Below are 25,028 nucleotides of genomic sequence, written 5' to 3'. Positions count from 1 at the left end.
GCAAGACATGACACCGACTTCCCGGACCGACGCGGATGCGGTCCTTTTCGAACGCGACGGCCCGGTCGCAATCATCACGCTGAACCGTCCCGACCAGCGCAATTGCATCAATGCCGCGGTGGCCAACGGGCTGCGCGATGCGGTGAAGCGGTTCGAGGCGGACCCCGCCTTGCGTGTTGCGGTGCTGACCGGGCGTGGCAAGGTGTTCTGTGCCGGGATGGATCTCAAGGCCTTTTCGGATGGTGCCGTGGACGAGGTGCTTTTTGGCCAAGGCCGCTTTGCCGGGTTCGTCTCGCTCGAACGGACAAAGCCGATCATCGCGGCGGTCGAGGGGGCGGCGCTGGCCGGGGGGCTGGAAATCATGCTCGCCTGCGACATGGCCATTGCCTCCGGGTCCGCGACCTTCGGTCTGCCCGAGGCGCGGCTGGGGCTTCTGGCCGCAGCGGGGGGCGTGTTCCGCCTGTCCGCGCGCATTCCGGCGGTCAAGGCGCGCGAACTTGTGCTGACCGGCAGGCGCTTTGGTGCTGCCGAGGCGGAGGGCTACGGTCTGCTCAACGAGGTGGTCGAGGACGGGGCCGCCCTTTCGGCAGCCATGGCACTTGCCCAGAGCATCACCGAAAGCGCACCGCTCGCCGTGCGCGACGGTCTCTTGTTGTCGCGTCTCGCCGAGTGCACCGCCGAGGCGGCGCTTTGGGTGCAAAGCGACCAGCTTATCGAGCGGATTCTGGTGAGCGCCGATGCGCAGGAGGGGGCGCGGGCGTTCCGGGAGAAACGCCCGCCGGTCTGGACCGGGGCCGAGTGATAGGGCCGCGCCTGCGGTGGCATCCGAACGGAGAGGTCGGTTGCTTTATCGTAGGACAATCAGTCATTGACCGGCGGCCAACGCGCCGCTACCGTTTGGTCTGGATCGGGCCGACGTTTCAGAATGTGGGAGGGAAGCCCCGATGGATATTCATTTCGAGACCGAACCAAAGACGATTTACGGATCTCGCACGGTGCGGTGCTTCAGTAAGCACCCGGCAACCGTATGGGAGATGTTCGAGACTGCTGCGAGACGTTTCCCGGATCGCCCCGCAATTGTGTCGGGGGATCGCCGGATCAGCTTTTCCGGGCTGCACAGTCTTGCCACCAGGGTGGCGTCGGGTCTTGCCGCGCGAGGTCTCAGGCGCGGTGACCGGGTGGCGCTTCTGCTCGACAACACGTCCGAGTTCGTCGTGTCGCTGCTGGCCTGCCTGCGGGCCGGTCACATCGTCGTGCCGATGAACCCCCGCCAATCTTCTCGCGAGACCGGCCATATCATGACGCATTCAGAGGCCGCGTTGCTGATCTGCGAGGCAGGTTGTCAGGACAAGTTGCCCCAAGGTTGGGGCGGTGCGGGGGCTGCGCCGGTGATCTGGGTCGGCGGTGATCCGCAGGGGGCGGACAGCTTCGAGACGATGCTCGACACCGCCCCGGCCGCGGGCGATTTCGCCGCAGGCGAAGCCGAAGACTGCGTTTGCCTACTTTATACCTCGGGGACAACGGGGCAGCCCAAGGGCGCGATGTTGACCAATCTGGGCATTGTGCATTCGCTGATGTCCTATCAGGGGGTGTACGGGCTCTCGGAGCAGGATGTCGCGATCAGCGCCGTGCCCGCCTCGCACGCAACCGGGCTGATTGCGCTGATCCTGTGCATGGCAACCTGCGGCGGCTGCTGCGTTCTGGTCAGGGCCTTCAAGGCGCGCCCCTTCCTGGAACTCGCAGAGCGCGAGCGGATGACCTATACTCTGATGGTTCCGGCGATGTACAATCTTTGCCTGCTCGAGCCCGATGTGGCCGGCTTCGATCTGAGCGCCTGGCGTGTTGCCGGATATGGCGGCGCTCCGATCGCGCCGAGCACGGTCGAGCGCCTGCATGAGCTGATCCCGAACGTGCAGCTGAGCAACGTCTACGGCGCGACCGAGACGACTTCGCCCTCTACAATGGTCCGGCTCGGGGCGTTCGAGCAGGCCTCTGCCACCGTTGGCACGCCGGTGCCTTGCGCCGATATCCAGGTGGTCGGCGAGGGTGGCGAGAGCGCCGACCCCGGTGAGACGGGCGAGCTGATGATCGCCGGCCCGATGGTGATCCCCGGATACTGGCAGAACGAAGAGGCGAATGCCGCGTCCTTCGATGCCGACGGGCGCTGGCGGTCCGGTGATCTGGGTTTTGTCGATGCCGACGGCGCCTTGCATATCGTCGACCGCCGCAAGGACATCATCAACCGGGGTGGCTACAAGATCTATTGCATCGAAGTGGAGGCCATCCTGGCGCGGCATGACGCGGTGCAGGAGGCCGCGCTTGTGTCAAGGCCCGACGACGTGATGGGCGAGAAAGCCTGGGCTTTCGTCCATACCGGCGGCGCACATCTGGACGAGGGCGACCTTGTGGCGTTCTGCCGAAAGCACTTGTCGAGCTATAAGCTTCCGGACCGCATCGTGTTTTGCGAGACACCGCTGCCGCGCAATCCGAATGGCAAAATCGTAAAGAAAGACCTGTCAGCTCGCTTCGGCGATCCGGCCCCATCAACAAGTTGAAGATAAGAGGTTAGCACATGAGCCTTAGAGGCCAGCCTTTGAAGGTGAACTACGCATACAAGCAGATCGCCGAGCAGATCCAGACGCAGATCCTGGACGGGACGATCACCCCCGGCGACCGGCTGCCCGGCGAGACGGAGCTTGCCGAGATGTTCGGCGTGACCCGCAGCACCGTGCGGGAGGGGCTGCGCCAGCTTGAAAGCGACGGGCTCGTATGCCGACCCACGCCGCGCCGGCTGGAGGTCGCAATGCCGCGGATCGACCAGCTTGCGACCCGATCCTGGCGGGCCATGGTGCTGATGAACGTGACATTTCGCGAATTGTGGCAGGTCGCGCTGGAAACCGAGCCTCTGGCGGCATCGCTGGCGGCGGAATGCGCAACAGACCACGAGCTTGAAGAGCTGGAGGAGCTGCACCGGCAGTTGGTTGACGCGACCGATGACGAAGAGCTGAGCATCAAGCTGGACACGGCGTTTCACTCCAAAATCGCCGAGATCAGCAAGAACAGGGTGCTCAGCCTCGCGCGCGAGCCCATCGCTCTGCTGCTGTTTCAGGGCTTCTCCAAAGTGGCCCCGAACGTGCCCCAGGCGCTGGATCGTCAGATCGTGGCACATGCCGAGGTGCTGGAGGCAATCCGCAAACGCGATCCAGAGCGCGCGCGGCTCTGGGCGCGCCGGCATATCGAGGATTTCTGGCGCGGCGTCCAGCTTGCGCGGCTTGAGGACGAGACGCCGATGGCGAAAATAAAAGGAAGCTAATCAGTGGTAAAACCCGATTTCGATCCATCCGCCCTGGAGAAAGTTCTCGGCGGGCCGGTAGAGCTGCGTCCGGTCACGAGCGGCCAATCCAACCCGACCTGGTTCGTCACCTGCGGTACACGCGACCTGGTTCTGCGCAAGAAGCCGAGCGGCACAACCCTGTCCAGTGCCCATGCGGTGGATCGTGAGTACACGGTGATGAATGCCCTGCGAACGACCAGCGTTCCAGTGCCCGCCATGGTGCTGTTCGAAGCTGACGAAACGGTGCTGGGAACGCCCTTCTACCTCATGCAGCGGCTTGAGGGCACTGTCAGCGAAGACAGCTCGCTTCCGGAGCTGGATGTGCAGGGGCGCGAAACGCTCTATGCCGACGCCGCACAGACGCTGGCTCAGCTCCACCGGGTTGACTGGAACGCGGTCGGGCTGGCGGAATTCGGTCGCTCCGACGGCTACTATGCGCGGCAGGTGAAACGCTGGAGCCGGCAATGGGAGGCCACGTGCAGCGAGGCCAACCCGCGGATCGAAGAGCTGACCGCGTGGTTCCGGGCCAACATTCCGGCCGAGAACAAAACGACGATCGTGCATGGCGACTATCGCATCGGAAATCTGATGTACGATCCGGCCACGGCCCATATCAGGGGGGTGCTCGACTGGGAGCTGTCGACCCTGGGCGACCCGATGGCCGATCTGGCGCATTGGTTAATGTTCTACGAGTTCGCGCCGTCGCAGCTTGGCGGCATCGCCGGGCTGGGCGTTGCCGGGCTGGGCATCCCGTCCGCGTCGCGCTTCCTTGATCTCTACCGCGAGGCTGGCGGCGAAGAGGCCGAATGCCTGCCCTTTCACCGGGCCTTTGCCTTCTACCGCATGGCCATCATCTTCGAGGGGATCCTGGCACGGGCGCGCACCGGACAGGCCGCAAGCGCGGATGCGCTCGAAGTGGGCGCGCTGGCCCCGGTCTGCACCGGTCTGGCCGAAAAGATCATCTCCAAGGACATCTGCCGCGTCTAGGACAACCACCAGAGGATATTATGCATTTCGAGTACTCAGATCGCACCAAGTCGCTTCTCGGCCAGCTCGGGGATTTCATGGAAAACCATGTGCTGCCGGCCAACCGCAAATATCACGAGCTGGCCAACCAGGGCGTCTATCCGCTGGAGGTCATCGAGCCGCTCAAGGCAAAGGCCTATGAGGCCGGGCTCTGGAACCTCTTCATGCCCGAACTGGAGGACGAGGATCCCGGCACCCGGCTGAGCAATCTCGAATATGCGCCCTTGGCCGAGGTCATGGGCCGGGTTCCGTGGTGTTCGGAGGTGTTCAATTGCTCGGCCCCCGATACGGGCAACATGGAGATCCTCAAGCGTTTCGCGACTCCGGAGCAGAAAGCGCGCTGGCTCGATCCGCTGATGACCGGCGAGATCCGCTCTGTCGTGGCGCTGACCGAACCCGACACCGCGTCGTCGGACCTGACCAATCTTCAGACCACGATCCTTCCCGACGGGCAGGATTTCGTGATCAACGGTCGCAAGTGGTTCTCGACAGGGGCCAAGCATCCGAATGCCAAATTCGCCATCGTTTTCGGCATCTCGGACGCGTCTGACGATGCCGACCCGCACAAGAAACACTCCTTTGTACTGGTGCCGCTCGATGCGCCCGGTGTCGAGATCGTGCGCGATGTTCCGATCATGCACCACCACGCCCCGGAAGGGCATTGCGAGATCCTGTTCCGCAATGTGCGCGTGCCCGCCGATGCCATGCTCGGCGCGCCGGGCGACGGGTTCCTGCTGGCCCAGGCCCGGCTTGGGCCCGGTCGCATTCACCATTGCATGCGCACGATCGGGCAGTGCGAACTGGCGCTTGAACTGATGTGCAACCGGGCGCTGCAACGCCAGACCTATGGCAAGCCGCTGTCCGACAACGCAAATATTCAGGACTGGATTGCCCAGTCCCGCATGGAGATCGACGCGGCTCGGCTGCTGATGCTGCAAACCGCCTGGAAGATGGATCGCGACGGCGCCAAGGCGGCGCGGGTGGATGTGTCGGCTATCAAGGTGACGGCGGCGCAGCTTCAGACACGCGTGGTGGACCGTGCCATCCAGGTGTTCGGCGCCGCGGGCATCACGCCCGACACGCCGCTCAGCTTCCTGTGGACTTGGGGGCGGGCGATGCGCTTTCTCGATGGCCCCGACGAGGTTCACATGCGGGTCATCGCCCGCAAGGAGCTCAAGCGGGCCAAGGCCGCACCGGACCGAAACCTGCATCATTTCGTCTCCCCTCACTGACATTGCGGGCGGGCTCACCGCCGCGCGGCTGCGGTGGGTGGCGCCTGCCGCGCCGGTTGACCCTGCGGAGCGCAGGTGTATTGACAAGGCTGCATTATTGACTGATTGTAAGTTTGTAGGACACTAAGTGGGGAGTGAGGTGTCCTTGTTCCGCGCCTCGCAAGCGGGGCGCGGAGGGGTTCTCAGGGAGGAAACATGAAAAGCCATATTCTCACGGCGGCCATCGCAGCCGCAGCCATCGCGCCGGTCTCGGCCAGGGCGACGGATCTTACCTTTGCATCGTCGCTGCCTCAGGTTCATTTCTGGGTCGGCGGGTTCATGGACCCGTTCGCCGACGTCATGGAAGACAGCGCCGACGTGACCTTCACACGCTTTTACGCGGGCGAGATTACCTCTGTCGGGCGCGAGCTCGACGCGCTGACCGGCGGTGTCGTGGATGCGGTCGCGCCGCTTCTGGCACCCTATCACGAAGGGGCGTTTCCACTGACCGACGTCACCCAGCTACCGACGATCGGAACAAGTTCCGTTGAGCAGACCGAGGCGTTTCTCGACCTCATGGCCTCGGATGTGGAACTGGCGGACGGCAAGACGTTCTATGAGTACGAGATCGGCTCGAAGGACATCCATGCCTGGCCGGTCGCCGCCACGGCGGCCTACTCGATCAGTCTCGCCGGCATGGAGCCCGCATCGGCCGATGCGCTGTCCGGGATCCCGCTGCGGTCCGGATCCGCGCTCCATACGGTGTTTCTCGAAGAGCTGGGCGTGACGCCGGTCACCATGTCGGCGGCGGCCTCTTACGAGGCGCTGGCGCGGGGCACGATCAAGGGAACGATCCTGTCTGTCGGCGACTGGAAAAGCTATTCGCTCCAAGATGTTCTGAGCTACACGATTACCGGTGTGGCGGTGGGCCACTGGGGCAGTTATCTTGCAATATCCGACGCCGCCTGGTCCGATCTCAGCGATGCGGAGCGCGAGACCTGGACCGAGACCGCGCATGAAATCGCCCGGCAGAATGCCGAAGGTATCGACCGCCAGGAGGGCGAAGTGCGGCAGGCCTCGGAGGCGGATGGTGGCGTCTTCGTCGATGTCGCGGACATTCCCGCCGATCTGCGCAGCCGGATCGAGCAGGCCTCGGTCAACACCTGGACGCGCTGGATCGAAGAGACCGAGAGCGCCGGCCATCCGGGGCTTGAAACCGCCCGTCTCTGGGCAGAGCTGACGCGCAAGCACGGCGGCGCGCTGCCCGAGGGCGTCGAGGCCTATCTCCAGTCCCGCGACTGAGGACTTTTCCGGCAGTGGCCTGTCGCCGCGAGCGCGCGGCGACAGGCAAATCATCGCACTCTCGCATGGAAAATCAACGTGTCCGATATTGCCACGCTTACGATCGTCCTGGCCTGGTTCTCCTTCTTTCTGCTGATCGGCCAGCATGTCTCCACGGTTCTGATCGGCACGGGGGTGATCGGTGTCATGCTCTGGACAAAGCCGGCCGTTCTTAACGGGCTGGTGGGGCAGGACATCTTTTTTACCGCCTCCAACTATTCGCTTTCGATCATTCCGCTTTACCTGCTCATGGCGCAGTTGCTGATGCGCGGCGGGCTGGTGCTTGATCTTTTCAGGGTCGGCCACCGGCTGGCGGGCTACCGGCGCTATCCTCTAGGTCTGGCAACGCTGTTGATCGGCGGGCTTCTCGGCGCGGTCTCCGGCTCCGGGGCCGCCTCGGCGGCGTCGCTGGCGACGCTTGCGGGGCCAGAACTTGAACGCGTTGGTTATTCCCGGCGCTATGCGCTGGGGATCGCTACGGTCTCGGGCTCTTTGTCGGCGGTCATTCCACCGTCACTGATCGTGATCATCTATGGCTCGATCACCTCGGTCCCGATTGGCAAGCTGTTCATCGGGCTGCTCGGGCCGGGTCTGCTCTGCATTGCGGTCTATGCGGTCTGTCTCGCGATCTTCGCGGAAACCACGGCGGATGCCGCGCCGCAGGACGACCTCTCTCCGCCACGCGCCGCGACCGAGACAGGCCCGGACGGCGCCGGGCGCAATGCGGTCTGGGCGTCGGTCTTTCTCGTCGCTCTGCTCGTTGTCGTGTTCGGAGGCATCTATGGCGGCATCATCACGGTGGGCGAAGCCGGCGCCATCGGAGCCTTTACCGCCATGGCGGGGCTGATGGCGATGCGCCGCATCGGCGTGTCCGACGTGGCCGCGTCGCTTGCCGACAGCGCAAAGATCGCCGCGATGCTCATGCTGCTGGTGATCGGGGCGCAGATCTTTGCGCGGTTCCTCGCGTTCTCCAGACTCCCGCGGGAGCTGCTGGAGCTGGCGACACCCTATATCGATCAGCCGGCCCTGCTTGTCGCGATCCTGATGCTGGTCCTCTTCATCGCTGGCATGATCCTCGAGAGCGCGGCGGTGATCCTGCTGATGATCCCGATCGTGCTGCCGATCCTTGAAGCCGCCGAGGTCGATCTGCTCTGGTTCGGCGTGCTTGCGGGTTTCATGATTTCGCTGGGGCTGCTGACGCCGCCTGTCGGGCTTGCCGCCTACGCGGCGGCTGCTGCGCAGAGATATCCGGTGTCGGAGGTCTTCAAACCGGCATCGAAATTCGCGCTCGCAGCGGCGCTGATTGTGGTCGGGGCCGCGGTGCTCTTTCCGGAAATCGTCACCTTCCTGCCCAGCCATGTGGGGAACTGAGCCATGAGAACTCTCTACGCCGCGCTGGGTCGCTTCGAATGGGGCCTTGCATCGATCGGGGCCGGTATCTGCCTCCTTGCCATCATGATGATCACAGTGATCAGCGTGTTCGGGCGGTACGTGCTGATGGTCGATCTCATCCCCGGCTCGTACAATATCATCGAGCGGATGCTTTTCCCGCTCATGGTCTTCTGGGCCTTGCCGATCGCGCATCGCGACGGTGTGTTTCCCAGGCTGGAAATCCTGCCGCAGCTTCTGAAGCCGCGCCTCGGCAATGCGCTGGCGGTGCTGGCGCTGCTGGTCGAGTTGGCGGTGTTCATGTATCTCACATGGCGCCTTGGGGTGTTCGCGATCAATGGCATGGAGGCGGGGCGGACCATGCAACTCGGGTCGCGGTACTTTCCGGTCTGGCCTTTCATGATGATGGTGCCGCTGGCATTCGGTCTGATGGTGATCGAGATGGTCGCCCAGATCCTGCGGCATCTGAGATATTTCTCGACCCGCCGCGCCGGTGACGTCGTGTGTCACGAAATGACCTGAGAGCGGCGCGTCCAGATGGCCTGTGCGGGGGCCGGGACTGTCCAGGCGAATCCGCAAGAGCGATCCCGGGACTGCGCGCCTGCGCTGTTTCCATATCCCGGCTCCTGACGGCCCGGGTGATGACGCGGGCGAGGACGGGGGGCCCCCGTGACGTGCCGCGCGTCTGTTCACCGGGGAAGTCGGCGGTCAGGGGATGACGCCCGCCGTATGCCCGCCATCGGCGACATATTCGGAGCCGGTGCAATAGCTGGCCTCGTCGCTGGCGAGAAAGAGAATCAGGTTGCCGATCTCTTCGGGCCGGGCGAGCCGGTTGAGCGAGCTTGCCCCGGGATCAGAGCCGGGATGATGCGCGACCCCGTCCATCAGCGGGGTTGCAACCCCGCCCGGATGGACCGAGTTCACCCGTATCCCGACATCCGCCAGCTCCAGCGCGGCCGAGCGTGTCAGGCCGCGCACCCCCCATTTCGATGCCGAATACCCGTAAAAGCCCGGATAGCCCTGTAGCCCGGCGGTAGAGGATATATTGATCACCGAGGAGGGGACCCCGGCCACCAGAGCATCCCGCGCGGCTCGCAGGCCAAGAAATGGACCCGTCAGGTTGATCGCGATGGTCTGGTGCCAGGTTTCGAGCGGGTAGTCCTCCAGCGACCCGGTGTTGAAGATGCCGGCGTTGTTGACCAGAATGTTCAACTGGCCGAACCGCTCGGTTGTTGCGGCAACCGCCGCCTCCCAAGCGGCGGGGTCGGTGACGTCCAGCAGCACGAACAGCGCCCGTTCGTCGCCCAGGTCCTTGGCAAGCTGCCTGCCCTCGTCCTCTGCGACATCCGCCAGGACCACATTGGCGCCTTCCTCCACGAACATGCGGGCAACGGCGGCGCCCATTCCCATTGCCGCGCCGGTAATCAGCGCGGTCTTTCCGGCAAGACGTGTCATTCGGATCGTGCCCCTGTCACTGCCTGGGCCCTCATGGGGTTGGCCGGGTTGCCCGCCGACGCCTTGTCGATGCGAAAGCCGCGATATCCCTCGGCGGCAACCTCGTCGCAGATGCGCCGATACCGGTCGAGACCGCCGCAATAGACCAGGAACGTGCTTGGCTTTCCCTCGATATTCGTGCCGCGATACCATGATTTGGCATGAAGGTAGAGCGTGCCCTGAACGGCCTCCTCGACCTGTCCGGCCCACCAGTCCTCGGCCTTGGGCTCGGCTTCGATACGCTCCGCGCCCTCATCGCGCATATGGGTCATGCAATCCGAGATCCATTCGACGTGCTGCTCGATCGAGGCGATGACATTGGCCAGGACCGAGGGGCTTTGCGGACCGGTGACAGTAAAGAGATTGGGAAAGCCCGACACGCCAAGGCCCAGATAGGTATGGGCGCCGTCCTTCCAGGCCTCTTTCAGGGTCAGCCCGTCAGCCCCGCGAATATCGATCCGTGTCAGCGCGCCTGTCATGCTGTCATATCCGGTGGCGTAGATGATGGTATCGAACTCGAACGCCTCCTCCGGCGTCTCGATCCCGCTGGGCGTGATCCGGGTGATCGGGGTCTCCAGCACGCTGACCAGCCGGACATGCGGCAGATTGAAGGTGGCATAGTAATCCGTGTCGGTGATGATCCGCTTGGCCCCGATGGGATAATCCGTCGGTGTCAGGCGCCGGGCGGTGTCGGGATCGGTGACCACGTCCGCGATCTTGTCCCGGACGAATACGGCCATGATCTCGTTCGCGTCCAGATCGGAGCCGGTGTCGATGAACGCGGTCAGAAACAGGTTGCCGCCGAGCTTCCAGTTCTTTTCGAGCATGACCTGACGCTTGTGCGGGTCGGTTTCGAGAATGCGGTCGCCGGTGATGGGCAGGTTGATCCCCGCATAGGTCCAGCGCGCGCTTTGCGCCAGCGCGCTGTGGTTGCGGCGGGCCGAGGCGATCTCATCCTGGTAGAGGGGCCGGTTGCGGGCCGGGATCGTGTACGCGGGCGTGCGCTGGAATACGGTCAGCTGGGCGGCCTGTTTGGCCACTTCGGGGATCAGCTGAACCGAGGATGATCCGACCCCGATCACCGCGACCCGCTTGCCGGTAAGGTCGACGCCGCCGGCGGGCCAGTTGCCGGGATGCAGAACCTGGCCCTGATAGTCGTCAACCCCGGCAAAGGGCGGCACACTGGTCGCCGAAAGCGCGCCAGTCGCGGCGATCAGAAAGCGCGCCGACCAGCGGCGCCCGTCCGACGTGGTGACACTCCAGCGGGAGGTGTCGTCGTCGAACTCGGCGGCGGTCACCTTTGTTTCAAAAGTGATATCCTTGCGAAGGTCGAGCCGGTCGGCGACCCACTCCACATAGGCCAGGATCTCGGGCTGCGTGGCGTAGCGTTCGCTCCAGGTCCATTCGCTGACCAGATCTTCGCTGAAGGAATACTGGTAGGCCAGGCTTTCGACATCGCAGCGTGCACCGGGGTAGCGGTTCCAGAACCATGTGCCGCCGACGCTTTTGCCGGCTTCGAACGTTGCGGTGCGAAAGCCGCGGCGGCGCAGCTCGTACAGGGCATAGAGCCCACCGAAACCGGCGCCGATGATGACGGCATCCACTTCGGTCGGGGGTGTCGTGACTGTCATGTATATTCTCCTCCCAGAGACTTTCAGGTTGTGGCGCCGAACGCGCGCTTGAGCGCCTGTCGCAGGTCCTCCCCCTGGCGACGGGAAACTGCGGCACCCGGCATGAGCGAGGCAGAAGCGTGGAACGTGCCGGGGTAGAGCTGCATTTCGGTCGGTATGCCCGCCTCGGCCAGACGCCGGCCATATTCGAGGCCCTCGTCGCGCAGAGGGTCGTGCTGCGCCAGGGAAACATAGGCGGGCGGCAGCGTCGTCAGATCCTCTGCGCGGGCCGGAGCGGCATAGGGCGATACATCGGTCGCGCCGCCCAGATAAGCGCGCCAACTGAGCGTTGCACAATGCTTGTCCCACATGGGGGTGGCGTCGCCCTGTCGGATGGACGCGGTCGCGAGCCGGTCGTCCGTCACCGGATTGTCGAGCAGCTGCAGGCACAATGGCGGGCCGCCGCGGTCGCGATGAGACAGCGCCAGACCGGCGGCGAGCGCGCCGCCCGCGCTTTGCCCGCCGATGGCGATGCGGGCCGGATCGACGCCCAGCCCGGCGGCCTGCCGGCAAAGCCAGTCGAGCGCCGCGGCGGCATCCTCGAGCGCCGCAGGAAACGGCGCTTCAGGCGCAAGACGGTATCCGACGGACAGACACATGGCCCCGGTCGCGCGCACGATTTCGTCGAGAAAAGGCAGGGATTCCGTCGCGTTGCCAAGCACGAAGCCGCCCCCGTGGAGCCACATCAGCGCCGGCATCGGGGTATCGTCCCGGTTGGGTGCCAGGATATGCAGGGGGACCGGGGGGCGGCCATCGGCGCACGGCACCTCGGTCTGGCGGTGGGTCACGCCGGGGCCGGGTTGATAGGGCGGCAGGGCGCGCTGAAGCTCGGCAAGCATCGCCCGCGTGGCCGGGATATCGTTCAGATCGAGTTGCGGCAGGCTGCCAAGGGTCTGGGCGAGCTCGTTGTCATAGCTCGGACTGTGGTGCATGATCTCCTCCTCCGGCAGTGTCATTATTTAAATTGACACACCGTCTAATTAAATTGGTACCGCGCCTCTGAGCGCGCTGTCAACAAAACGATGGGACAGATAAGGGGCAGGTCATGACAGGTGAGCGACAGTGATGGGGGAAAGGCAGTGACGGGTGACGGCCACCACAGTTCGCGGCAACCGCGGCGCCGCGGTCGGCCCCGGATTCGCGACACCGACAAGGATGTCACCCACGGCGTGCTGATCGAGGCGGCGCGGCGGGCCTTTGCCCGTCATGGTTACCACCAGGCCACGGTCGAGCAGATCGCCACCGAAGCCGGCTGTAGCCGCGCCACCTTTTATCTGCATTTCAAGGGGAAAGGCGATTTCCTGCCGCTCTTGCTGCAGGGGGGCGGGGATCCGTTCAGGCCGCTCTATGGCAGGCTTCCGGGCGTGCTGCGCGTCGGCGACGAATCCTTGCTGGAAAACTGGATCATCGAGGCCATGACGCTGTGGGACGAGGTCGCGGATTTCATGCGCCCCGTCTATGAGGCGGCCGAGGCCGACGCGGCGCTGTTCCGCACGTTCTTTCCTGACGAGATGCCCGGCATCCGCGAGTTCACCGAGGCGTTGCAGCAGGCATTTCCCGGCCTTGAACAGAGGCGCTGTGAAATCACCGCCGCCGTTATCGCCTCGCCCCTGCTGCATTTCTTCCAGCGGCACCTGCGCGGGGCCTCCTTTGACCGCGAGTTGGCAGCCACGACAATCGCGCGGGCCTGGGGGCATGTGATCGATGATATCCGGCGGGAGGAGGGTAGCGGGGCCATCCCCGCCCGCGACCTGCCTTCAAATGGCGAAAACCCGGGGCGAGGCTGAGCCCGAGGCGGGCGAAGGTTGATCCGCCGCCACGAGCCCATTGCGCCTGATGCTGCGCGGTGTGCGAGTGGTGGCTTGTTGGATTGGACCGACTGTCATTCAGAGAAACTTCCGCACCTGATCGAGCACAGCATCAGGGTTTTCGAGCTGCGGCAAATGCCCGACACCCGGCATGGTCGCGAACTCTGCATCCGGCATCAGATCGTGAAGAGATCGCCCGCGTTCGAGGGGAATCCAGGGATCATCCTCACCCCAGACGATTTTTGTTGGACAGCGAACCGCGCCGAACTGCGGTTCAACTTCTGCCGTATATTTCTCGTCAGCCTGTGCGAACTGACGATAGAAGCTCGAAGCGCCGTCCTCCGTCAGCCAAGGTGCAACAAGGTTTTCCAGATCGTCTGCCGGTATGTCATTGACGAGCGCACCTTCAAGGTAAGCAGCTACCAGCGCGCGATGAATGTGTGCTGGCAAACCTTGGAAAGCGTCGACATTTTGCCCCATGTGGTCAAAAAAATCTGACCCCCAGGGGCGCATCGCCACAACGTTCATGAGAACATATTTCTCGAAATCACAGCCATGCAGCAGATGGGCGCGCAATGTCGTTGCGCCGCCGAAGTCGTGCGCAACGACGAGCGGGCGCGATAGCCCCCAATGAACCAGCATTTCAGCGAAGACCTCGCCTTGAACATCAAGCGATGTGCGTTGTTCGGCGTTTTTGGCCGATTGGCCGTAGCCGGGCATATCGTACCAATGGACGCGAAACTTCTTCGCCAGATCGGGAATTACGCGATGCCATGAGAATGATGACTAGGGCCATCCGTGGGCCAGCACGAGGTCCGGTCCTTCGCCGATCCGCCCCGCCGCAACTCTGCCCGCAGCCGTCTCATAGGTTTCATCCAAGGTCCAACCCGACATTCCGATCTCCATTCTTACCTTTAAAGATACATTGATGGTAGGATGCCCGCTTGCTTCACACTGTCAAATAAGTGTTTTAAGGTAAGATATGAGCAAGTTGGATCGAAGCGAGTGGACCAGCGATGACCTTGTCGGAGGTCATCCTGTCTTGGATTTTCTAAATTCCGCTGGCGGTCGCACTAAGCTGCGCGATATGGAGCGACTGACCGACTTTCCGACCTTTCTGTGGTGGACAGTTGCGGCCGATGTCCTGTCCGAGCAGGAGGCCCGCGACCTGCATGCGCGCGCGCAGGACGACGCTGACGCGGCGCAAGCTGTCTTGGCAGACACACGGCGCTTTCGCGAAGTACTGCACAGATGCCTGATGGCTAAACAAGCGGACCTGGACTGGCCCGAGCCTGAACGCAGTCAAGTCATGGACGCCATTCGCCAAGCACTTTGGAACGCGCATCTTGAAAGCGACGGAGATACCTACAGATGGGTAACTTCAGCCCAACAATCCGATCTGAAGCTACCCAAAGTGAGGATCGTCCTATTGCTTGAAGCACTACTTCGGAGCGATGATCTTGCACGGATGCGGAACTGTGATCGCTGTTCTTGGCTGTTCATTGATCGGGGGCGCGGACGCGCGCGTCGTTGGTGCAGCATGGCCGCATGTGGTAGCAGAGCCAAATCGGCGAAATACTACAGCCGTAAGACGACGAAATCCGAATAGCCGACATTGGCGCATGTGTAGCGAAGTGGGACTTTGTCCTGCTCACCGGACCTTGACACAGTGCGCGGCGAAGGTCCACCTCGAGCCCATAATACCATTTGCTTGACGAGGGACCTCGGCGACGATAGGCAGCTTTCCATGGAAAGCACTTCGATCATCGCAATGACTTGGTGGCTGGCCTCCTGACAGGGTGGCCGGATGACCAATCGTATTCCGAGGCCGCCGCATGGGCGGCCTTTTGTTTTCCGAGCTTCCCGATGCGCCGCCTCTCGTTTCATGGGAAGACCCAAGTGAATAGACCAACCATTCTGACAGGCGACCGTACCACGGGGCCGCTTCACATCGGGCATTATGCGGGCTCGCTTTCAAACCGGCTGCGCTATCAGGACAGCCATGAACAATTTCTGCTTCTGGCGGATACCCAAGCCCTGACCGACAATGCCCGTGACCCGGAGAAGGTGCGGCGCAGCGTGATGGAGGTCGCACTGGATTATCTGGCCGTGGGCATTGATCCCAGTCGCACCACTATCTGCCTGCAATCGCATCTTCCGGCGCTGGCGGAGTTGTCGGTGCTCTATCTGAACTTCGTCACGGTCGCGCGGCTCGAACGGAACCCGACAATCAAGGATGAAATCCGCGCGCGTGGCTTCGGGCGCGACATTCCCGCCGGATTTCTGTGTTATCCGGCAGCACAGGCGGCGGACATCACGGCGTTCAAGGCGACGGTTGTGCCAGTCGGTGATGATCAGGCCCCGCTGATAGAGCAATCGAACGAGATCGTGCGGCGCATCAACGCAACCGCAGGCCGCGACGTGCTGCCCGAGGCGCGGGCGATCATACCCAAAGCGGGCCGGTTGCCCGGTATCGACGGCAAGGCCAAGATGTCGAAATCCGGTGGCAACGCCATTGCCTTGTCCGCCTCGCCCGAGAAGGTTCGAAATGCCGTCAAGGCGATGTTCACCGATCCGAACCATCTGCGTGTCGAAGACCCGGGCTGCGTCGAGGGTAACGTGGTCTTCACCTATCTCGATGCCTTCGATCCCGAACAAGATGGGCTTGCCGAGCTTAAGGCACAGTACCAGCGCGGCGGGCTTGGTGATGGCAAGATCAAGGCGCGCCTGGAAGCGATCCTCCAAGAGCTTATCGCCCCAATTCGCATGCGTAGATCACAGCTCTCCGAAGACCGGGAATACGTTCTTGAGGTCATCAGAGAGGGCACAGAACGGGCGCGAGAACGCACCGAGGCGACGAAGCGCGACGTGGTGAACGCCTTGGGTCTGTTCCAGTTGTAGGGGAGCAAAGGCGGGCAAAACGGATGAATGTCCGCTTCGTCCGGAGGGTGTGTGAGAACTCAGTTGATCGTGGTGTTGGCGTGAGCTTTGGGTGTTTGCGGGCATTTTGGCGCGGCATCATCATTTCCACGCTTTAGATGTGTTGTGATGGCGGCTGAGGCAATCTCTGGCTCATCACGGCGTTCTCGGGCTAGTTGCAAGGCGAACGGAGGCGCTTACGTCTTCATCGCTGTGATCATTGCCGGGACGCCCATCAGGTTCATGACGCGGGTCATGTTGTAGGCCAGCACATGCAGCGCCATTTCCGTGGCGACATTTTTCAGCCGTCTCATTTTGAAGTGTGTGGCCCCCATCCAAGATTTGATCGTGCCGTAAGGATGCTCGACAGTCATGCTGCGGACGGCCAGTTGGGCGGGGTCTGCGTCCAACCTTTCTTGCACCCGCTCAAGCACGCCCTCTTTCTCCCATCGACGCACGCGCCGTTCCTTGCTGGCCGTGCATTTGGCCTTGATGACGCAATCGGCGCAGGCACCCGACCAATATGATCTGATAGCTTTGCCGTCTTGCTGGCCGGTAAATCTGTAGGTCAGCTGCTCGCCTGCCGGGCAGACATAGACATCATTGTCGCTGACATATGCGAAGTCAGCCTTGTCAAACTGACTGCGTGCAGCGGCGTTTGATGTCATGGATTTGGGAACGACAACCGAGATGCCAGCCTCTTCGCTGGCGACAATCTCCTCGCTCTTATAGTAACCTTTATCCGCGATTGCTGTGAGCTGATCTGTCGTCATGACATCGTTTGCCGCCGCGGCCATCATCGACAAGGCATCCCGGTCAAACCCAAGCATTGTTACTTCATGCGCAACGATCAGGTGGTGATTGGCTTCGACGGCCGTTTGAACATTATAGCCGACAATGCGCGGCATCCGGGCCGTTGTTGCCATGGATCGGGCATCAGGATCACTAAGCGAGACTTGGGTTTCGCCGGTCTCATCCATGCGCTGCTCGATTGATCTGTAGCGCACTGCTTCTTTTTGCAGATGCTCCAGCTTTCTCAAGGTGCGTTCGATGCGGGCCTCAGGCAGCACCGTGCCGGTCTTTTCAAACACTTCGTCGGCACGATCCAACTCACCCAAATAGCGCTCGATTGCCTTGTCAATCTCGCCTAACTTCTGGCGCAACTTACCGCGTGTGTAATTCTTGGCTTTGGAGTTCAGCGCCTTGAACCGGCTACCATCAATGGCAACCACATCCCCATTGAGCAGGTTCATGTTGCGGCATAGCGCGACAAACTGCTGGCACACCTTGCGGATCGCGGGGCCGTTATCTTTCCGAAAGTCGGCAATCGTCTTGAAGTCCGGCTTCAACCGACCCGTCAGCCAGACGAGTTCCAGATTGCGACCGCACTCGCGCTCCAAACGGCGCGATGACTGGATCTGGTTCAAATACCCGTAGAGATAAATCCGAAGCAGCAAGCCTGGATGATAGCCGGGCCGTCCAGTTGCCGCTATGATAGCCGGGCCGTCCAGTTGCCGCTGGCGTCGCATTGAAGCCCAGCACCGTAAGATCAAGCAGGTCTGCAAAGGCGTCAATGGCACGGACCGGACTGATCTCATCAACATAATCGTCCAGGCATTCAGGCAGCAACATCGTCTGCTGCCGGTCCAGACCCTCGATAAATTGCGTCATCAACAACCTCCGTACCGAATACGGAAATTATACCATCAGTCACGCCGAAATGGGGGAGTTTTCACACACCCTCTCCGCACTGCTGACCTTGGGCCCCGAGGCGTTGTTGCAAAACCTGAGCCGGTGAGGATTCACAGCCGGAATCCAGCAAGTTAGTAGGGCGTCATGCCGAAGCCGACGCCAACCCGCTACCGCACCACGAACTGGTCCACCTACAATGCCGCGCTGCGCAAGCGCGGTGAGATGCTGATCTGGTTCGACAATGACATGACGTGGCTCGCGCCGCACGACGGTCGTGCCGGCAGGCCACCGGTCTTCTCCGATGCGGCGATCCAGTTCTGCTTGTCGATCAAGGTTCTGTTCAGGCTCCCCCTGCGACAGACCGCAGGGATGGTCGCCGCCCTCTTGCAGCAAGCAGGGCTCGACTGGCCCGTTCCAGACGCATCTACGCTCTGCCGCCGGCAGAAAACCCTGGCGGTGCAGATCCCGTATCGCCGCGCCGATGGCCCGCTCAACCTGCTTATGGACAGCACCGGCATCAAGTTTCTCGGCGATGGTGAATGGCAGGCCCGCAAGCACGGCGTGCAGGGTCGCCGCCAGTGGCGAAAGGTTCATATCGCCATGGACCCCGCCACGTCCAACGTCCGGGCCGTGGAGTTTACGCCGAGCCGGGACGGGGACAGTCCGGTCCTGCCCGAGCTGCTCGATCAGGTGCCTCAGGACGAACCAATCGGCACGGTGACGGCTGATGGGGCTTACGATACCCGCCGCTGTCACACCGCCGTCCTCGAACGCGAGGCCGTCCCGATCATTCCGATCCGCAAGAACGGCAGGCCCTGGAAGGACGACGGTCCGGCTGCCAGAGTCCGAAACGAGACCCTGCGCGCCACGCGTCACTACGGCAGGGCGTTCTGGAAGCGCTGAACGGCCTACCATATCCGAAGTCGCATCGAGGCGAAGATGCGGTGCTTCAAAGCTTTCGGCGAACGGATCGCTGCAAGAGACCCAGACCGCCAAACCGCCGAAGTTCAAATCCGCATCGCCCTCATGAACCGCTTCAACGCTCTCGGCACCGCCGAGATCGTCCGCGTGGCCTGACGTCAGCGGGGAAAGGGGTAGTCACGCCTCAGGCCGGGGTAGTGCAACAACGCCGGCCCCCGACCGAGTTCGCCGGCGCGGCGAACGGCAGCTTTGACTGACTGCGTTGCAGCATCCTGATTTAAGGCTGAAGATCGGGTCTGGGCCGGAAGAGACGGAGCACTTGGGCGGCATGTGTATGCGGCCCGCTGCAGCGCCGCGTGTCCGCTCCGTGCCCAAATCTGCCGTGTCTTACGGCTGGATATGTGTCGTTGGTTTCTTTTGATCGTGCAGAGTCTCTTCGGGTGCGCTTTGAGGCCGAATTCCGCGCGACCGGCTAATGCTGTCGATCCGGTCCATGTTGGTCGTACCCCACTGGCAAAGGGGCCGCAGCGCTTCCGAAAGGTCCGCGCCCAGATCTGTCAGTTCGTACTCGACCCGAGGCGGCACAGTCCCATAGTCGATCCGGGTCACCAGTCCATCCGCGACCAGCTGTTGCAGCTGCTGGCTGAGCATCTTCTCGGTCACGGAACCAAGCGCCCGGCGCAGTTCCCCGAACCGAAGCCGGCTGCCGTTTAGGTGAAAAAGAACAAGCAGTTTCCATTTACCGGACACGAGATCAAGCACTGCTTCTAATCCGCATCCGAACCTGTCGCTGGTCATTCGGTCTCTCCAAATTAACACTTACCAAATAGGTAGTACTTGCCAATAGCATAGCCTTCATCATATGCGAAGCTCTACCGCATAGGCGTGTCATGGCGGGCGCGCATTCACGCAAAAAAGGAGACTTGAATGGCATCCGAAACCAATGAACATCTGGCCCTGATCGGCTATTACAGGCTGCATCCCACCGATGCCGAGGCGTTCCGGGCGCTTGCAGCCGCCTCGGTTGCGCCAACCCGTGCCAAGGATGGATGCCTTCACTACGCGTTTGCGGAGGACGTGAAGGAGCCGGGCCTGTTCCATGTCGCCGAAGGCTGGCGCGACCGCGAGGCTCTGGATGCCCACCTCGCCAGCCCGGATTTTGCGGAAACGCTGCGACAAGCCGGTGAACTGAACATCTCGGAGAGGCAAGTCACGACCTTCACCGCCAGCAACGGCCAGAGCCTATGGTGAAGCCGTCCAAGTACCACAAACGATGACGGCTTTGTCCCGCAAAGCTGACTTAGAAGGGCGCTGTTTCGCTGCACGATGTCATGAAGGGGCGGTTCGGGGAAGCTGCGCCGCAGCAAAGCTGAACCTCTCGAATGTCCGGAGAGGGCCGGAAGCGTCAGGAGACGTGAGGGCAGCCTTTCCGGGAACCATTCCCGTTTCCCGCGCATGTCGAACCTTCTTGCGCCTTGGCACCGAAGGTCCGGTTGGGTCGGAAATGCTTGGCATTTGGGTCGGAATTGCTTGGCACGGCTCACTGACAAGATTCAGAAATTTCGCCGGAAAGAGTCGGAAATGCGCGGCATTCAACATCAAAAGACCGTGTCAGTTCGCTGACACGGTCTTTTCATTTGTCGCATATACAGTTCCTGAGACGCACGCGCTGCGTTTGCCAAACTGCGGCTTCGGGAGGGGCGCATGCCTGAGATCGGAGAGCAGATTGCCGCATTGCCCCTGCGCTGGGTCGATGACGGACGGGTGCGGGTTTTGATGGTGACCTCTCGTGACACCGGCCGTTGGGTCATGCCCAAGGGCTGGGAAATGGACGGCAAGAAGCCGTGGCGCGCGGCAGAGATCGAAGCGCTCGAAGAGGCAGGGGCCGTCGGCTACATCGCCTCGGAGACTTTGGGCACCTATCGCTATCCCAAGATCATGAAGGATGGGCGCATCGTGCCCTGTACGGTGCGTGTTTATCCGATGATTGTTCAGAAGCTCAAACCGGATTGGAAAGAGCGTAAACAGCGCGACCGGCGTTGGTTCACGCCGAAAGCCGCAGCGAAAAGAGTGGCTGAGGACGAGCTGGCCGAGATCCTGATGTCGTTGCATCGTGACCCGATGCAGGCTGGTATGCGCGACCTCATGAAGAAGGCGCCCTGAGGCGCCCGCTTCGATCAGTCGACTGGCAGACCTGACGGCACCGTGTCAGGGCGGCCCATCGGGCGTTGCAGGGCGGTTTCTCCGGTGAGTGCGTGCAGGAAAGCCTCCAGCGCATCAATGTCGGCGTCGATCATCTTGACCGGTGTGATGTCGAGCGTGGAGATCTGGCGCTGCTGTTCCTCGCCGTGTGCGACAATCGTGAAATCGTCTTTGGCCAGCCACGGCACGTCGGGCAGGCGGGCCATGCCCGGGGACCACTTGGCGCGGGTGGTGACCGGATCGCACATATGGCGAATCATCTCGCGCAGGCTGTCATATGCGCCGTTGTGGCCCCACGGTCCCGAGAGCGCCACGTTGCGCAGGCTGGGCGTGCGGAATTTGTAGGCGTCGGCGGGGTCGCGGGTGGTTTCCATCCGGCCCATGTCGCGCGGCAGGTCGTTGCCGTCGAATTTACGGCCCGGCCCGAATTGCGGCACCCCGGCAGCGTAGAAGTTCTGATCGGTGAACAGCGGCCCGGCGTGACACGATGAACAGCCGGCATCGCCAAAGAACAGCGCGCGCCCACGTTCGGCGAGCGGCTCCAATGGTGTGCCGTCGCGGACGTAGGCGTCATACGGGCTGTCGAAACTCTGCCATTCCGTGCCTTCAAAGGCCGCGATGGCGTTGACGATATGGGTGATCGAGATGTCCTCGGCGCTGTTCACATCGGGATAGGCGATGCGAAAAGCGGCCTCATAGCCCGGTTTTTCGCGGACACGCTGCGTGATGACCTGCCAGCCTTCGGTGAAGCTGACGTCAAACGCTGCGGCGACCTCGTTGTCATCGGCGTGTCCCTTCATCTCTGCCGCGGAGGTCATTGGAAACAACGCCTGCGCTGCAGCGATGGAGTTCAGGCCGAGCGGCGTCTGATCCTTGGCGGGGGTCCTGAAGCCGGACGGCTGGTCGGGGTCGGCCTGCAGGCGGCCGTCGTGAAACAACGTGTGGCGGTCTTTATGGCCAACATTCCACAGGGCAGGGGCGTTGCGGGGAATGCGCTCGTGAATCCGGGTCGAGCCGATGGAGGCGGAGCGCCGGGCGGTCCCGAGGCCAAACCCGCCTTCGCCAATCCCCAGGCTCAGACCATCGGTGCCGTTCAGGCTGTGATGGTGACAGGTTGCGCAACTGATGTTCATGTTCCCGGACAGGATCTTATCGTAAAACAAAAGCTGTCCAAGGCGCGCCTGCGCAGGATCAAACCGGGTGAAATCATCCGGCCCAATGGTGTCGGCCTGCGCGGCAGCGGCGGTGACCCCGGCAAACAGGCAGGCAAAACGGACAAGTCGCCCAAGGGCGGTCGAAATAATGTGGATCGCAGGCATGGCAGACCTTTGACTAAGTTATGAAAGAACTACTGACTAAAATGTGATCTGGATGTGATCTGAAGGCAAGTCTTTGATTACCGGCTATGTCGCCAGACTTACCCACAGAAATACGCGAAATCTAATCTGTTTGCGGGAATTGTTTCCGCTTTCGGTCTGGTGCGCGTCTAATCTGCTTAATCAAAGGATCGCATGTCGCGTTCCGGCAGAGAATCAATCTGCTTCGGCAAGCCGTCCGTAGAACCCGGCATGGAACAGAAGCGGGGCGCTTGGCTGTCCTGCCGGACGGATCCCGACCCGCGTTACATGGCCTACGATAATAGTGTGGTCGCCTGCGTCATGCGCGGCTTCCTGCGTGCATTCGAAGCGCGACAGGCAGTTTTCGATCAGCGGCGTGCCATGCGCGTCGTAGGTCAGATCGCAGTGGTCAAAGGCGTCTCCCGACTTGGTGAAGCCGTTGCAAATCGCCTCCTGGTCCATGCCCATGACGTGGATGGCGAACCGCTTGGCCTGCACAAACATCGGGTGCCGGAAAGACTGCTTTGCCGGCGACCACAGCACCAGCGGCGGGTCGAGCGACACGGAGGCGAAACTGTTCGCCGTGATGCCCAACGGGCCGTCCGGCGTCGCGCAGGTGACAACACAAACGCCGGTGGCGAACCGCCCAAGCGCATCGCGAAACGCGCGGGGGTCGGCATCGGCGGGGTCGAATATATGTGGCGTGTGGTCTGTCATGCTGCAGACTTAGGGCACCTCATGCCCGAGGGCGAGGGTATAAAGTTCGAACCACGTCTGTCGATCAAGATTAACCTCCAGCGCGTCGCCAATCCGGGCAATGCGGCTCAGGGTGTTTGTGCCCAGAACTGGCAGGATGCAGGCGGGGTGGCGCAGCAGCCACGCCACGGCGACGGCGGCCGCATCGGTATTCGTCTCTCGGGCGATTTGGTCCAGCCGGGCGCGTAGCGCGGCGGAGGATTCCGCAAACAGCGTGCCACCGCCCAGCGGGGACCACGCCATCACCGGATGCGCCTGACGTTGATGAAAGGCGAGGTCGCCATTGGTCAGCGGGGCGTGATGCAGCAGTGAGACCTCAATCTGATTGGTGGTGAGCTGTGTCTCCATCCCCGATTGCAGCAGCTCCCAGTCCCAGGGGCGAAAGTTAGAGACGCCGACCGCGCGAACTTTGCCCGCATTGACCATTTCATCCAGCGCGGCGCCTGTTTCCAGGTGATCCATCAGCGGGTCGGGGCGGTGGATCAGCAACAGGTCGATGTAATCGGTCTTCATCAGTTTGAGTGAGGTGTCGACGGACTGACGAATGTGGCGACGCGTGGTGTCATAATGTTTGACGCGGGCGCTGGCGTGACGGCCCACAGGCGCGACGATGTCACATTTCGTGACTATTTCCACCTTCCTGCGCAGCTCAGGGGTCAGCGCCTGTCCCAGGATGTGCTCGGCCATGTAGCCGCCGTAGATGTCGGCCTGATCCATGGTGGTGATGCCCTGATCGAGACATGCGTCGATCTTGGCGCGCACATGCTCCGGCGAGGTGTCGCGGTCATCGCCCAGCCTCCACATGCCATATACAAGGCGGGAGAGGGAGACCTCGTCGGTCAATTGTACGCGGTTGAGTGTCATTGGGGGCGCTCCGAAACGTGGCTGTCCGGCACACTGCCACAGCACGTCCCGCGCCGGTAGATGCCGAAAGGCCGGTATGGCCGCCAAGAATTTCACATTGCACAGATCCGGGAATGCGGTAGCTCATTGGGTATGACCCTCCTCATGCCAGAGATGCCTGACCGCCACGCCTTGCCGCTGTACCTTCAGATTTCCGAGATGCTGATCCGCGACATCAACGCCGGACGGCTGGCGGATGGCGTGCGCCTGCCGCCGGAGCGGGCCTTTGCGCAGGAGTTGGGCATTTCCGTCGGCACCCTGCGCAAAGCCTTGGAAGTGCTGGTGCAAAAGGGGCTTTTGGAGCGTGTTCAGGGCTCCGGCAACTATATCCGGGCCAAGGTTGATGTGCAGGCGGTCTATGCCTTCTTTCGGGTGGAGCTGTTGGAAGGCGGCGGCCTGCCCACAGCGCAGGTGCTGGACGTCACGCGGATGCGCAAGCCGGATGATTTCCCTGCCTTTGGTCGAGGCCCCGAGGCACATCGCATTCGTCGCTTGCGCTTCCTCAACAAGGTGCCAGCGATCCTTGAGGAGATCTGGCTTGATGCGGAGTACGCGCCCCGGATCACGCGGGCTGACCTGTCCGAGTCGCTTTACCTGTATTACCGCGACAAGCTGGGGTTGACGGTGCGCCGGGTCGAGGATCGCATGAGCGTCGCAGAGGTGCCCGCTTGGGCGCCGCTTGCCTATGGGGTGGCGCCGGGTGGATTGACGCTGTGTGCGACGCGGATCAGTTTCGATCAGGAGGGACGCCGTGCCGAAGTGTCGCGTGGTTGGATCGACACAAGCGTCGCTGCCTATGTCGCGCGTTTGACATAAGGCGCGACGGTGCGCTTTACACGCTAAGGTGTGTGCCACATTTTCAACACAGGTTAAAAGGGTTTTAGGGCTTACGTGCCACAGACCCCCGTCATTTGGGCGCCACGACACTTTGAATCTGGCGAATGTGGCGAAGTTACGGTAACAAAAAGTCAGAGCAAAAAGCCTGCCGCATAAAAAACAAGGCGGGCACAGAGGTTAGAGTGGTG

Annotated in this window: 21 protein-coding genes and 3 pseudogenes; 15 read left to right on the top strand and 9 right to left on the bottom strand. The window is 62.2% G+C overall.

The genetic code is table 11. The features are described from left to right. The first annotated feature begins 7 nt into the window (after positions 1-7). The 8 genes from J4E08_RS17000 (at position 8) to J4E08_RS16965 (ending at position 8,823) form a co-directional block, all read left to right on the top strand. Positions 8-802: an enoyl-CoA hydratase-related protein gene (locus tag J4E08_RS17000; RefSeq protein WP_349539518.1), complete on the top strand. Its 795-nt coding sequence runs from the start codon at positions 8-10 to the stop codon at positions 800-802. Between the two features lie 142 nt (positions 803-944). After that, on the top strand, positions 945-2,555 hold the full coding sequence (locus J4E08_RS16995) for a class I adenylate-forming enzyme family protein (protein WP_349539517.1): 1,611 nt from the start codon (positions 945-947) through the stop codon (positions 2,553-2,555). 17 nt (positions 2,556-2,572) lie between these two features. Next, on the top strand, positions 2,573-3,313 hold the full coding sequence (locus J4E08_RS16990) for a FadR/GntR family transcriptional regulator (protein WP_349539516.1): 741 nt from the start codon (positions 2,573-2,575) through the stop codon (positions 3,311-3,313). A 3-nt stretch (positions 3,314-3,316) separates the two neighbouring features. Continuing rightward, positions 3,317-4,321, top strand: coding sequence for a phosphotransferase family protein (locus J4E08_RS16985; RefSeq protein ID WP_349539515.1), 1,005 nt, complete (start codon positions 3,317-3,319; stop codon positions 4,319-4,321). A 20-nt stretch (positions 4,322-4,341) separates the two neighbouring features. Beyond that, the gene (locus J4E08_RS16980; RefSeq protein ID WP_349539514.1) at positions 4,342-5,592 is read left to right on the top strand and encodes an acyl-CoA dehydrogenase family protein; all 1,251 of its coding nucleotides are present in this window, start codon (positions 4,342-4,344) and stop codon (positions 5,590-5,592) included. Positions 5,593-5,787: 195 nt separating this feature from the next. Then, on the top strand, positions 5,788-6,873 hold the full coding sequence (locus J4E08_RS16975; protein WP_349539513.1) for a type 2 periplasmic-binding domain-containing protein: 1,086 nt from the start codon (positions 5,788-5,790) through the stop codon (positions 6,871-6,873). A gap of 78 nt (positions 6,874-6,951) precedes the next feature. Further along, entirely contained in the window at positions 6,952-8,283 is a 1,332-nt protein-coding gene (locus J4E08_RS16970) for a TRAP transporter large permease (protein WP_349539512.1), read from the top strand. 3 nt (positions 8,284-8,286) lie between these two features. After that, positions 8,287-8,823, top strand: a complete 537-nt coding sequence (locus J4E08_RS16965; RefSeq protein ID WP_349539511.1) for a TRAP transporter small permease — start codon at positions 8,287-8,289, stop codon at positions 8,821-8,823. A 186-nt stretch (positions 8,824-9,009) separates the two neighbouring features. On the opposite strand, the gene J4E08_RS16960 is transcribed toward J4E08_RS16965, so the two are convergent. The 3 genes from J4E08_RS16960 to J4E08_RS16950 are packed head-to-tail and all read right to left on the bottom strand — an operon-like array spanning position 9,010 to position 12,421. Then, the gene (locus J4E08_RS16960) at positions 9,010-9,756 is read right to left on the bottom strand and encodes a glucose 1-dehydrogenase (RefSeq protein ID WP_349539510.1); all 747 of its coding nucleotides are present in this window, start codon (positions 9,754-9,756) and stop codon (positions 9,010-9,012) included. After that, the gene (locus J4E08_RS16955; protein ID WP_349539508.1) at positions 9,753-11,426 is read right to left on the bottom strand and encodes a flavin-containing monooxygenase; all 1,674 of its coding nucleotides are present in this window, start codon (positions 11,424-11,426) and stop codon (positions 9,753-9,755) included. The genes J4E08_RS16960 and J4E08_RS16955 overlap by 4 nt, the downstream gene beginning before the upstream one ends. A gap of 23 nt (positions 11,427-11,449) precedes the next feature. Further along, on the bottom strand, positions 11,450-12,421 hold the full coding sequence (locus J4E08_RS16950; RefSeq protein WP_349539507.1) for an alpha/beta hydrolase: 972 nt from the start codon (positions 12,419-12,421) through the stop codon (positions 11,450-11,452). 96 nt (positions 12,422-12,517) lie between these two features. Between J4E08_RS16950 and J4E08_RS16945 the strand changes: the two genes are divergently transcribed. Next, positions 12,518-13,252: a TetR/AcrR family transcriptional regulator gene (locus J4E08_RS16945; protein WP_349539506.1), complete on the top strand. Its 735-nt coding sequence runs from the start codon at positions 12,518-12,520 to the stop codon at positions 13,250-13,252. 99 nt (positions 13,253-13,351) lie between these two features. Here the strand turns inward: J4E08_RS16945 and J4E08_RS16940 are convergent. Next, positions 13,352-14,044 (bottom strand): annotated as a pseudogene (locus tag J4E08_RS16940) (alpha/beta fold hydrolase); the annotation flags it as partial. 211 nt (positions 14,045-14,255) lie between these two features. Here J4E08_RS16940 and J4E08_RS16935 point away from each other — a divergent pair. Beyond that, entirely contained in the window at positions 14,256-14,882 is a 627-nt protein-coding gene (locus tag J4E08_RS16935; RefSeq protein ID WP_349539505.1) for a CGNR zinc finger domain-containing protein, read from the top strand. Positions 14,883-15,172: 290 nt separating this feature from the next. After that, positions 15,173-16,174, top strand: coding sequence for a tryptophan--tRNA ligase (trpS, locus tag J4E08_RS16930; RefSeq protein ID WP_502949289.1), 1,002 nt, complete (start codon positions 15,173-15,175; stop codon positions 16,172-16,174). A 215-nt stretch (positions 16,175-16,389) separates the two neighbouring features. On the opposite strand, the pseudogene J4E08_RS16925 reads toward trpS, so the two are convergent. Beyond that, positions 16,390-17,863: pseudogene (locus J4E08_RS16925) on the bottom strand (IS1182 family transposase). Between the two features lie 165 nt (positions 17,864-18,028). Here J4E08_RS16925 and J4E08_RS16920 point away from each other — a divergent pair. Further along, a pseudogene (locus tag J4E08_RS16920) lies at positions 18,029-18,961 on the top strand (IS5 family transposase). A 231-nt stretch (positions 18,962-19,192) separates the two neighbouring features. Here J4E08_RS16920 and J4E08_RS16915 read toward each other — a convergent pair. Continuing rightward, complete coding sequence (locus J4E08_RS16915; protein WP_349539504.1) at positions 19,193-19,603, bottom strand: winged helix-turn-helix transcriptional regulator; 411 nt, start codon at positions 19,601-19,603, stop codon at positions 19,193-19,195. A 129-nt stretch (positions 19,604-19,732) separates the two neighbouring features. Here J4E08_RS16915 and J4E08_RS16910 point away from each other — a divergent pair, with 129 nt between their 5' ends. Next, a complete protein-coding gene (locus J4E08_RS16910) occupies positions 19,733-20,056 on the top strand; it encodes a putative quinol monooxygenase (RefSeq protein WP_349539503.1) in 324 nt (107 codons plus the stop codon). Between the two features lie 453 nt (positions 20,057-20,509). After that, positions 20,510-20,968 (top strand): NUDIX hydrolase, encoded by a 459-nt coding sequence (locus tag J4E08_RS16905; RefSeq protein WP_349539502.1) that lies wholly within the window; start codon positions 20,510-20,512, stop codon positions 20,966-20,968. 14 nt (positions 20,969-20,982) lie between these two features. Here the strand turns inward: J4E08_RS16905 and J4E08_RS16900 are convergent, their stop codons facing one another. From J4E08_RS16900 to J4E08_RS16890, 3 genes are all read right to left on the bottom strand, one after another. Further along, entirely contained in the window at positions 20,983-22,326 is a 1,344-nt protein-coding gene (locus J4E08_RS16900) for a cytochrome-c peroxidase (protein WP_349539501.1), read from the bottom strand. Positions 22,327-22,539: 213 nt separating this feature from the next. Continuing rightward, positions 22,540-23,061 (bottom strand): flavin reductase family protein, encoded by a 522-nt coding sequence (locus J4E08_RS16895; protein ID WP_349539500.1) that lies wholly within the window; start codon positions 23,059-23,061, stop codon positions 22,540-22,542. A 9-nt stretch (positions 23,062-23,070) separates the two neighbouring features. After that, positions 23,071-23,964 (bottom strand): aldo/keto reductase, encoded by an 894-nt coding sequence (locus J4E08_RS16890; protein ID WP_183966760.1) that lies wholly within the window; start codon positions 23,962-23,964, stop codon positions 23,071-23,073. Positions 23,965-24,117: 153 nt separating this feature from the next. Between J4E08_RS16890 and J4E08_RS16885 the strand changes: the two genes are divergently transcribed. Further along, on the top strand, positions 24,118-24,819 hold the full coding sequence (locus J4E08_RS16885) for a GntR family transcriptional regulator (protein WP_502949290.1): 702 nt from the start codon (positions 24,118-24,120) through the stop codon (positions 24,817-24,819). Positions 24,820-25,028 lie beyond the last annotated feature (209 nt).

This window comes from Sagittula sp. NFXS13, assembly GCF_040148795.1.
Classification (GTDB): Bacteria; Pseudomonadota; Alphaproteobacteria; order Rhodobacterales; family Rhodobacteraceae; genus Sagittula; species Sagittula marina.
The sequence above is the reverse complement of the archived record's forward strand: the minus strand, read 5'-3'. Positions and strand labels throughout refer to the sequence as shown.

What these genes read in the sequence shown, in the direction of transcription:
- J4E08_RS16890 (WP_183966760.1), bottom strand. Translation starts at nt 23,964, where the DNA reads ATGACACTCAACCGCGTACAATTGACCGACGAGGTCTCCCTCTCCCGC.
- J4E08_RS16950 (WP_349539507.1), bottom strand. Translation starts at nt 12,421, where the DNA reads ATGACACTGCCGGAGGAGGAGATCATGCACCACAGTCCGAGCTATGAC.
- J4E08_RS16990 (WP_349539516.1), top strand. Translation starts at nt 2,573, where the DNA reads ATGAGCCTTAGAGGCCAGCCTTTGAAGGTGAACTACGCATACAAGCAG.
- J4E08_RS16995 (WP_349539517.1), top strand. Translation starts at nt 945, where the DNA reads ATGGATATTCATTTCGAGACCGAACCAAAGACGATTTACGGATCTCGC.
- J4E08_RS16915 (WP_349539504.1), bottom strand. Translation starts at nt 19,603, where the DNA reads ATGACCAGCGACAGGTTCGGATGCGGATTAGAAGCAGTGCTTGATCTC.
- J4E08_RS16895 (WP_349539500.1), bottom strand. Translation starts at nt 23,061, where the DNA reads ATGACAGACCACACGCCACATATATTCGACCCCGCCGATGCCGACCCC.
- J4E08_RS16955 (WP_349539508.1), bottom strand. Translation starts at nt 11,426, where the DNA reads ATGACAGTCACGACACCCCCGACCGAAGTGGATGCCGTCATCATCGGC.
- J4E08_RS16965 (WP_349539511.1), top strand. Translation starts at nt 8,287, where the DNA reads ATGAGAACTCTCTACGCCGCGCTGGGTCGCTTCGAATGGGGCCTTGCA.
- J4E08_RS16885 (WP_502949290.1), top strand. Translation starts at nt 24,118, where the DNA reads ATGCCTGACCGCCACGCCTTGCCGCTGTACCTTCAGATTTCCGAGATG.
- J4E08_RS16935 (WP_349539505.1), top strand. Translation starts at nt 14,256, where the DNA reads ATGAGCAAGTTGGATCGAAGCGAGTGGACCAGCGATGACCTTGTCGGA.
- J4E08_RS16905 (WP_349539502.1), top strand. Translation starts at nt 20,510, where the DNA reads ATGCCTGAGATCGGAGAGCAGATTGCCGCATTGCCCCTGCGCTGGGTC.
- J4E08_RS16975 (WP_349539513.1), top strand. Translation starts at nt 5,788, where the DNA reads ATGAAAAGCCATATTCTCACGGCGGCCATCGCAGCCGCAGCCATCGCG.
- J4E08_RS16900 (WP_349539501.1), bottom strand. Translation starts at nt 22,326, where the DNA reads ATGCCTGCGATCCACATTATTTCGACCGCCCTTGGGCGACTTGTCCGT.
- J4E08_RS16960 (WP_349539510.1), bottom strand. Translation starts at nt 9,756, where the DNA reads ATGACACGTCTTGCCGGAAAGACCGCGCTGATTACCGGCGCGGCAATG.
- J4E08_RS17000 (WP_349539518.1), top strand. Translation starts at nt 8, where the DNA reads ATGACACCGACTTCCCGGACCGACGCGGATGCGGTCCTTTTCGAACGC.
- J4E08_RS16910 (WP_349539503.1), top strand. Translation starts at nt 19,733, where the DNA reads ATGGCATCCGAAACCAATGAACATCTGGCCCTGATCGGCTATTACAGG.
- J4E08_RS16980 (WP_349539514.1), top strand. Translation starts at nt 4,342, where the DNA reads ATGCATTTCGAGTACTCAGATCGCACCAAGTCGCTTCTCGGCCAGCTC.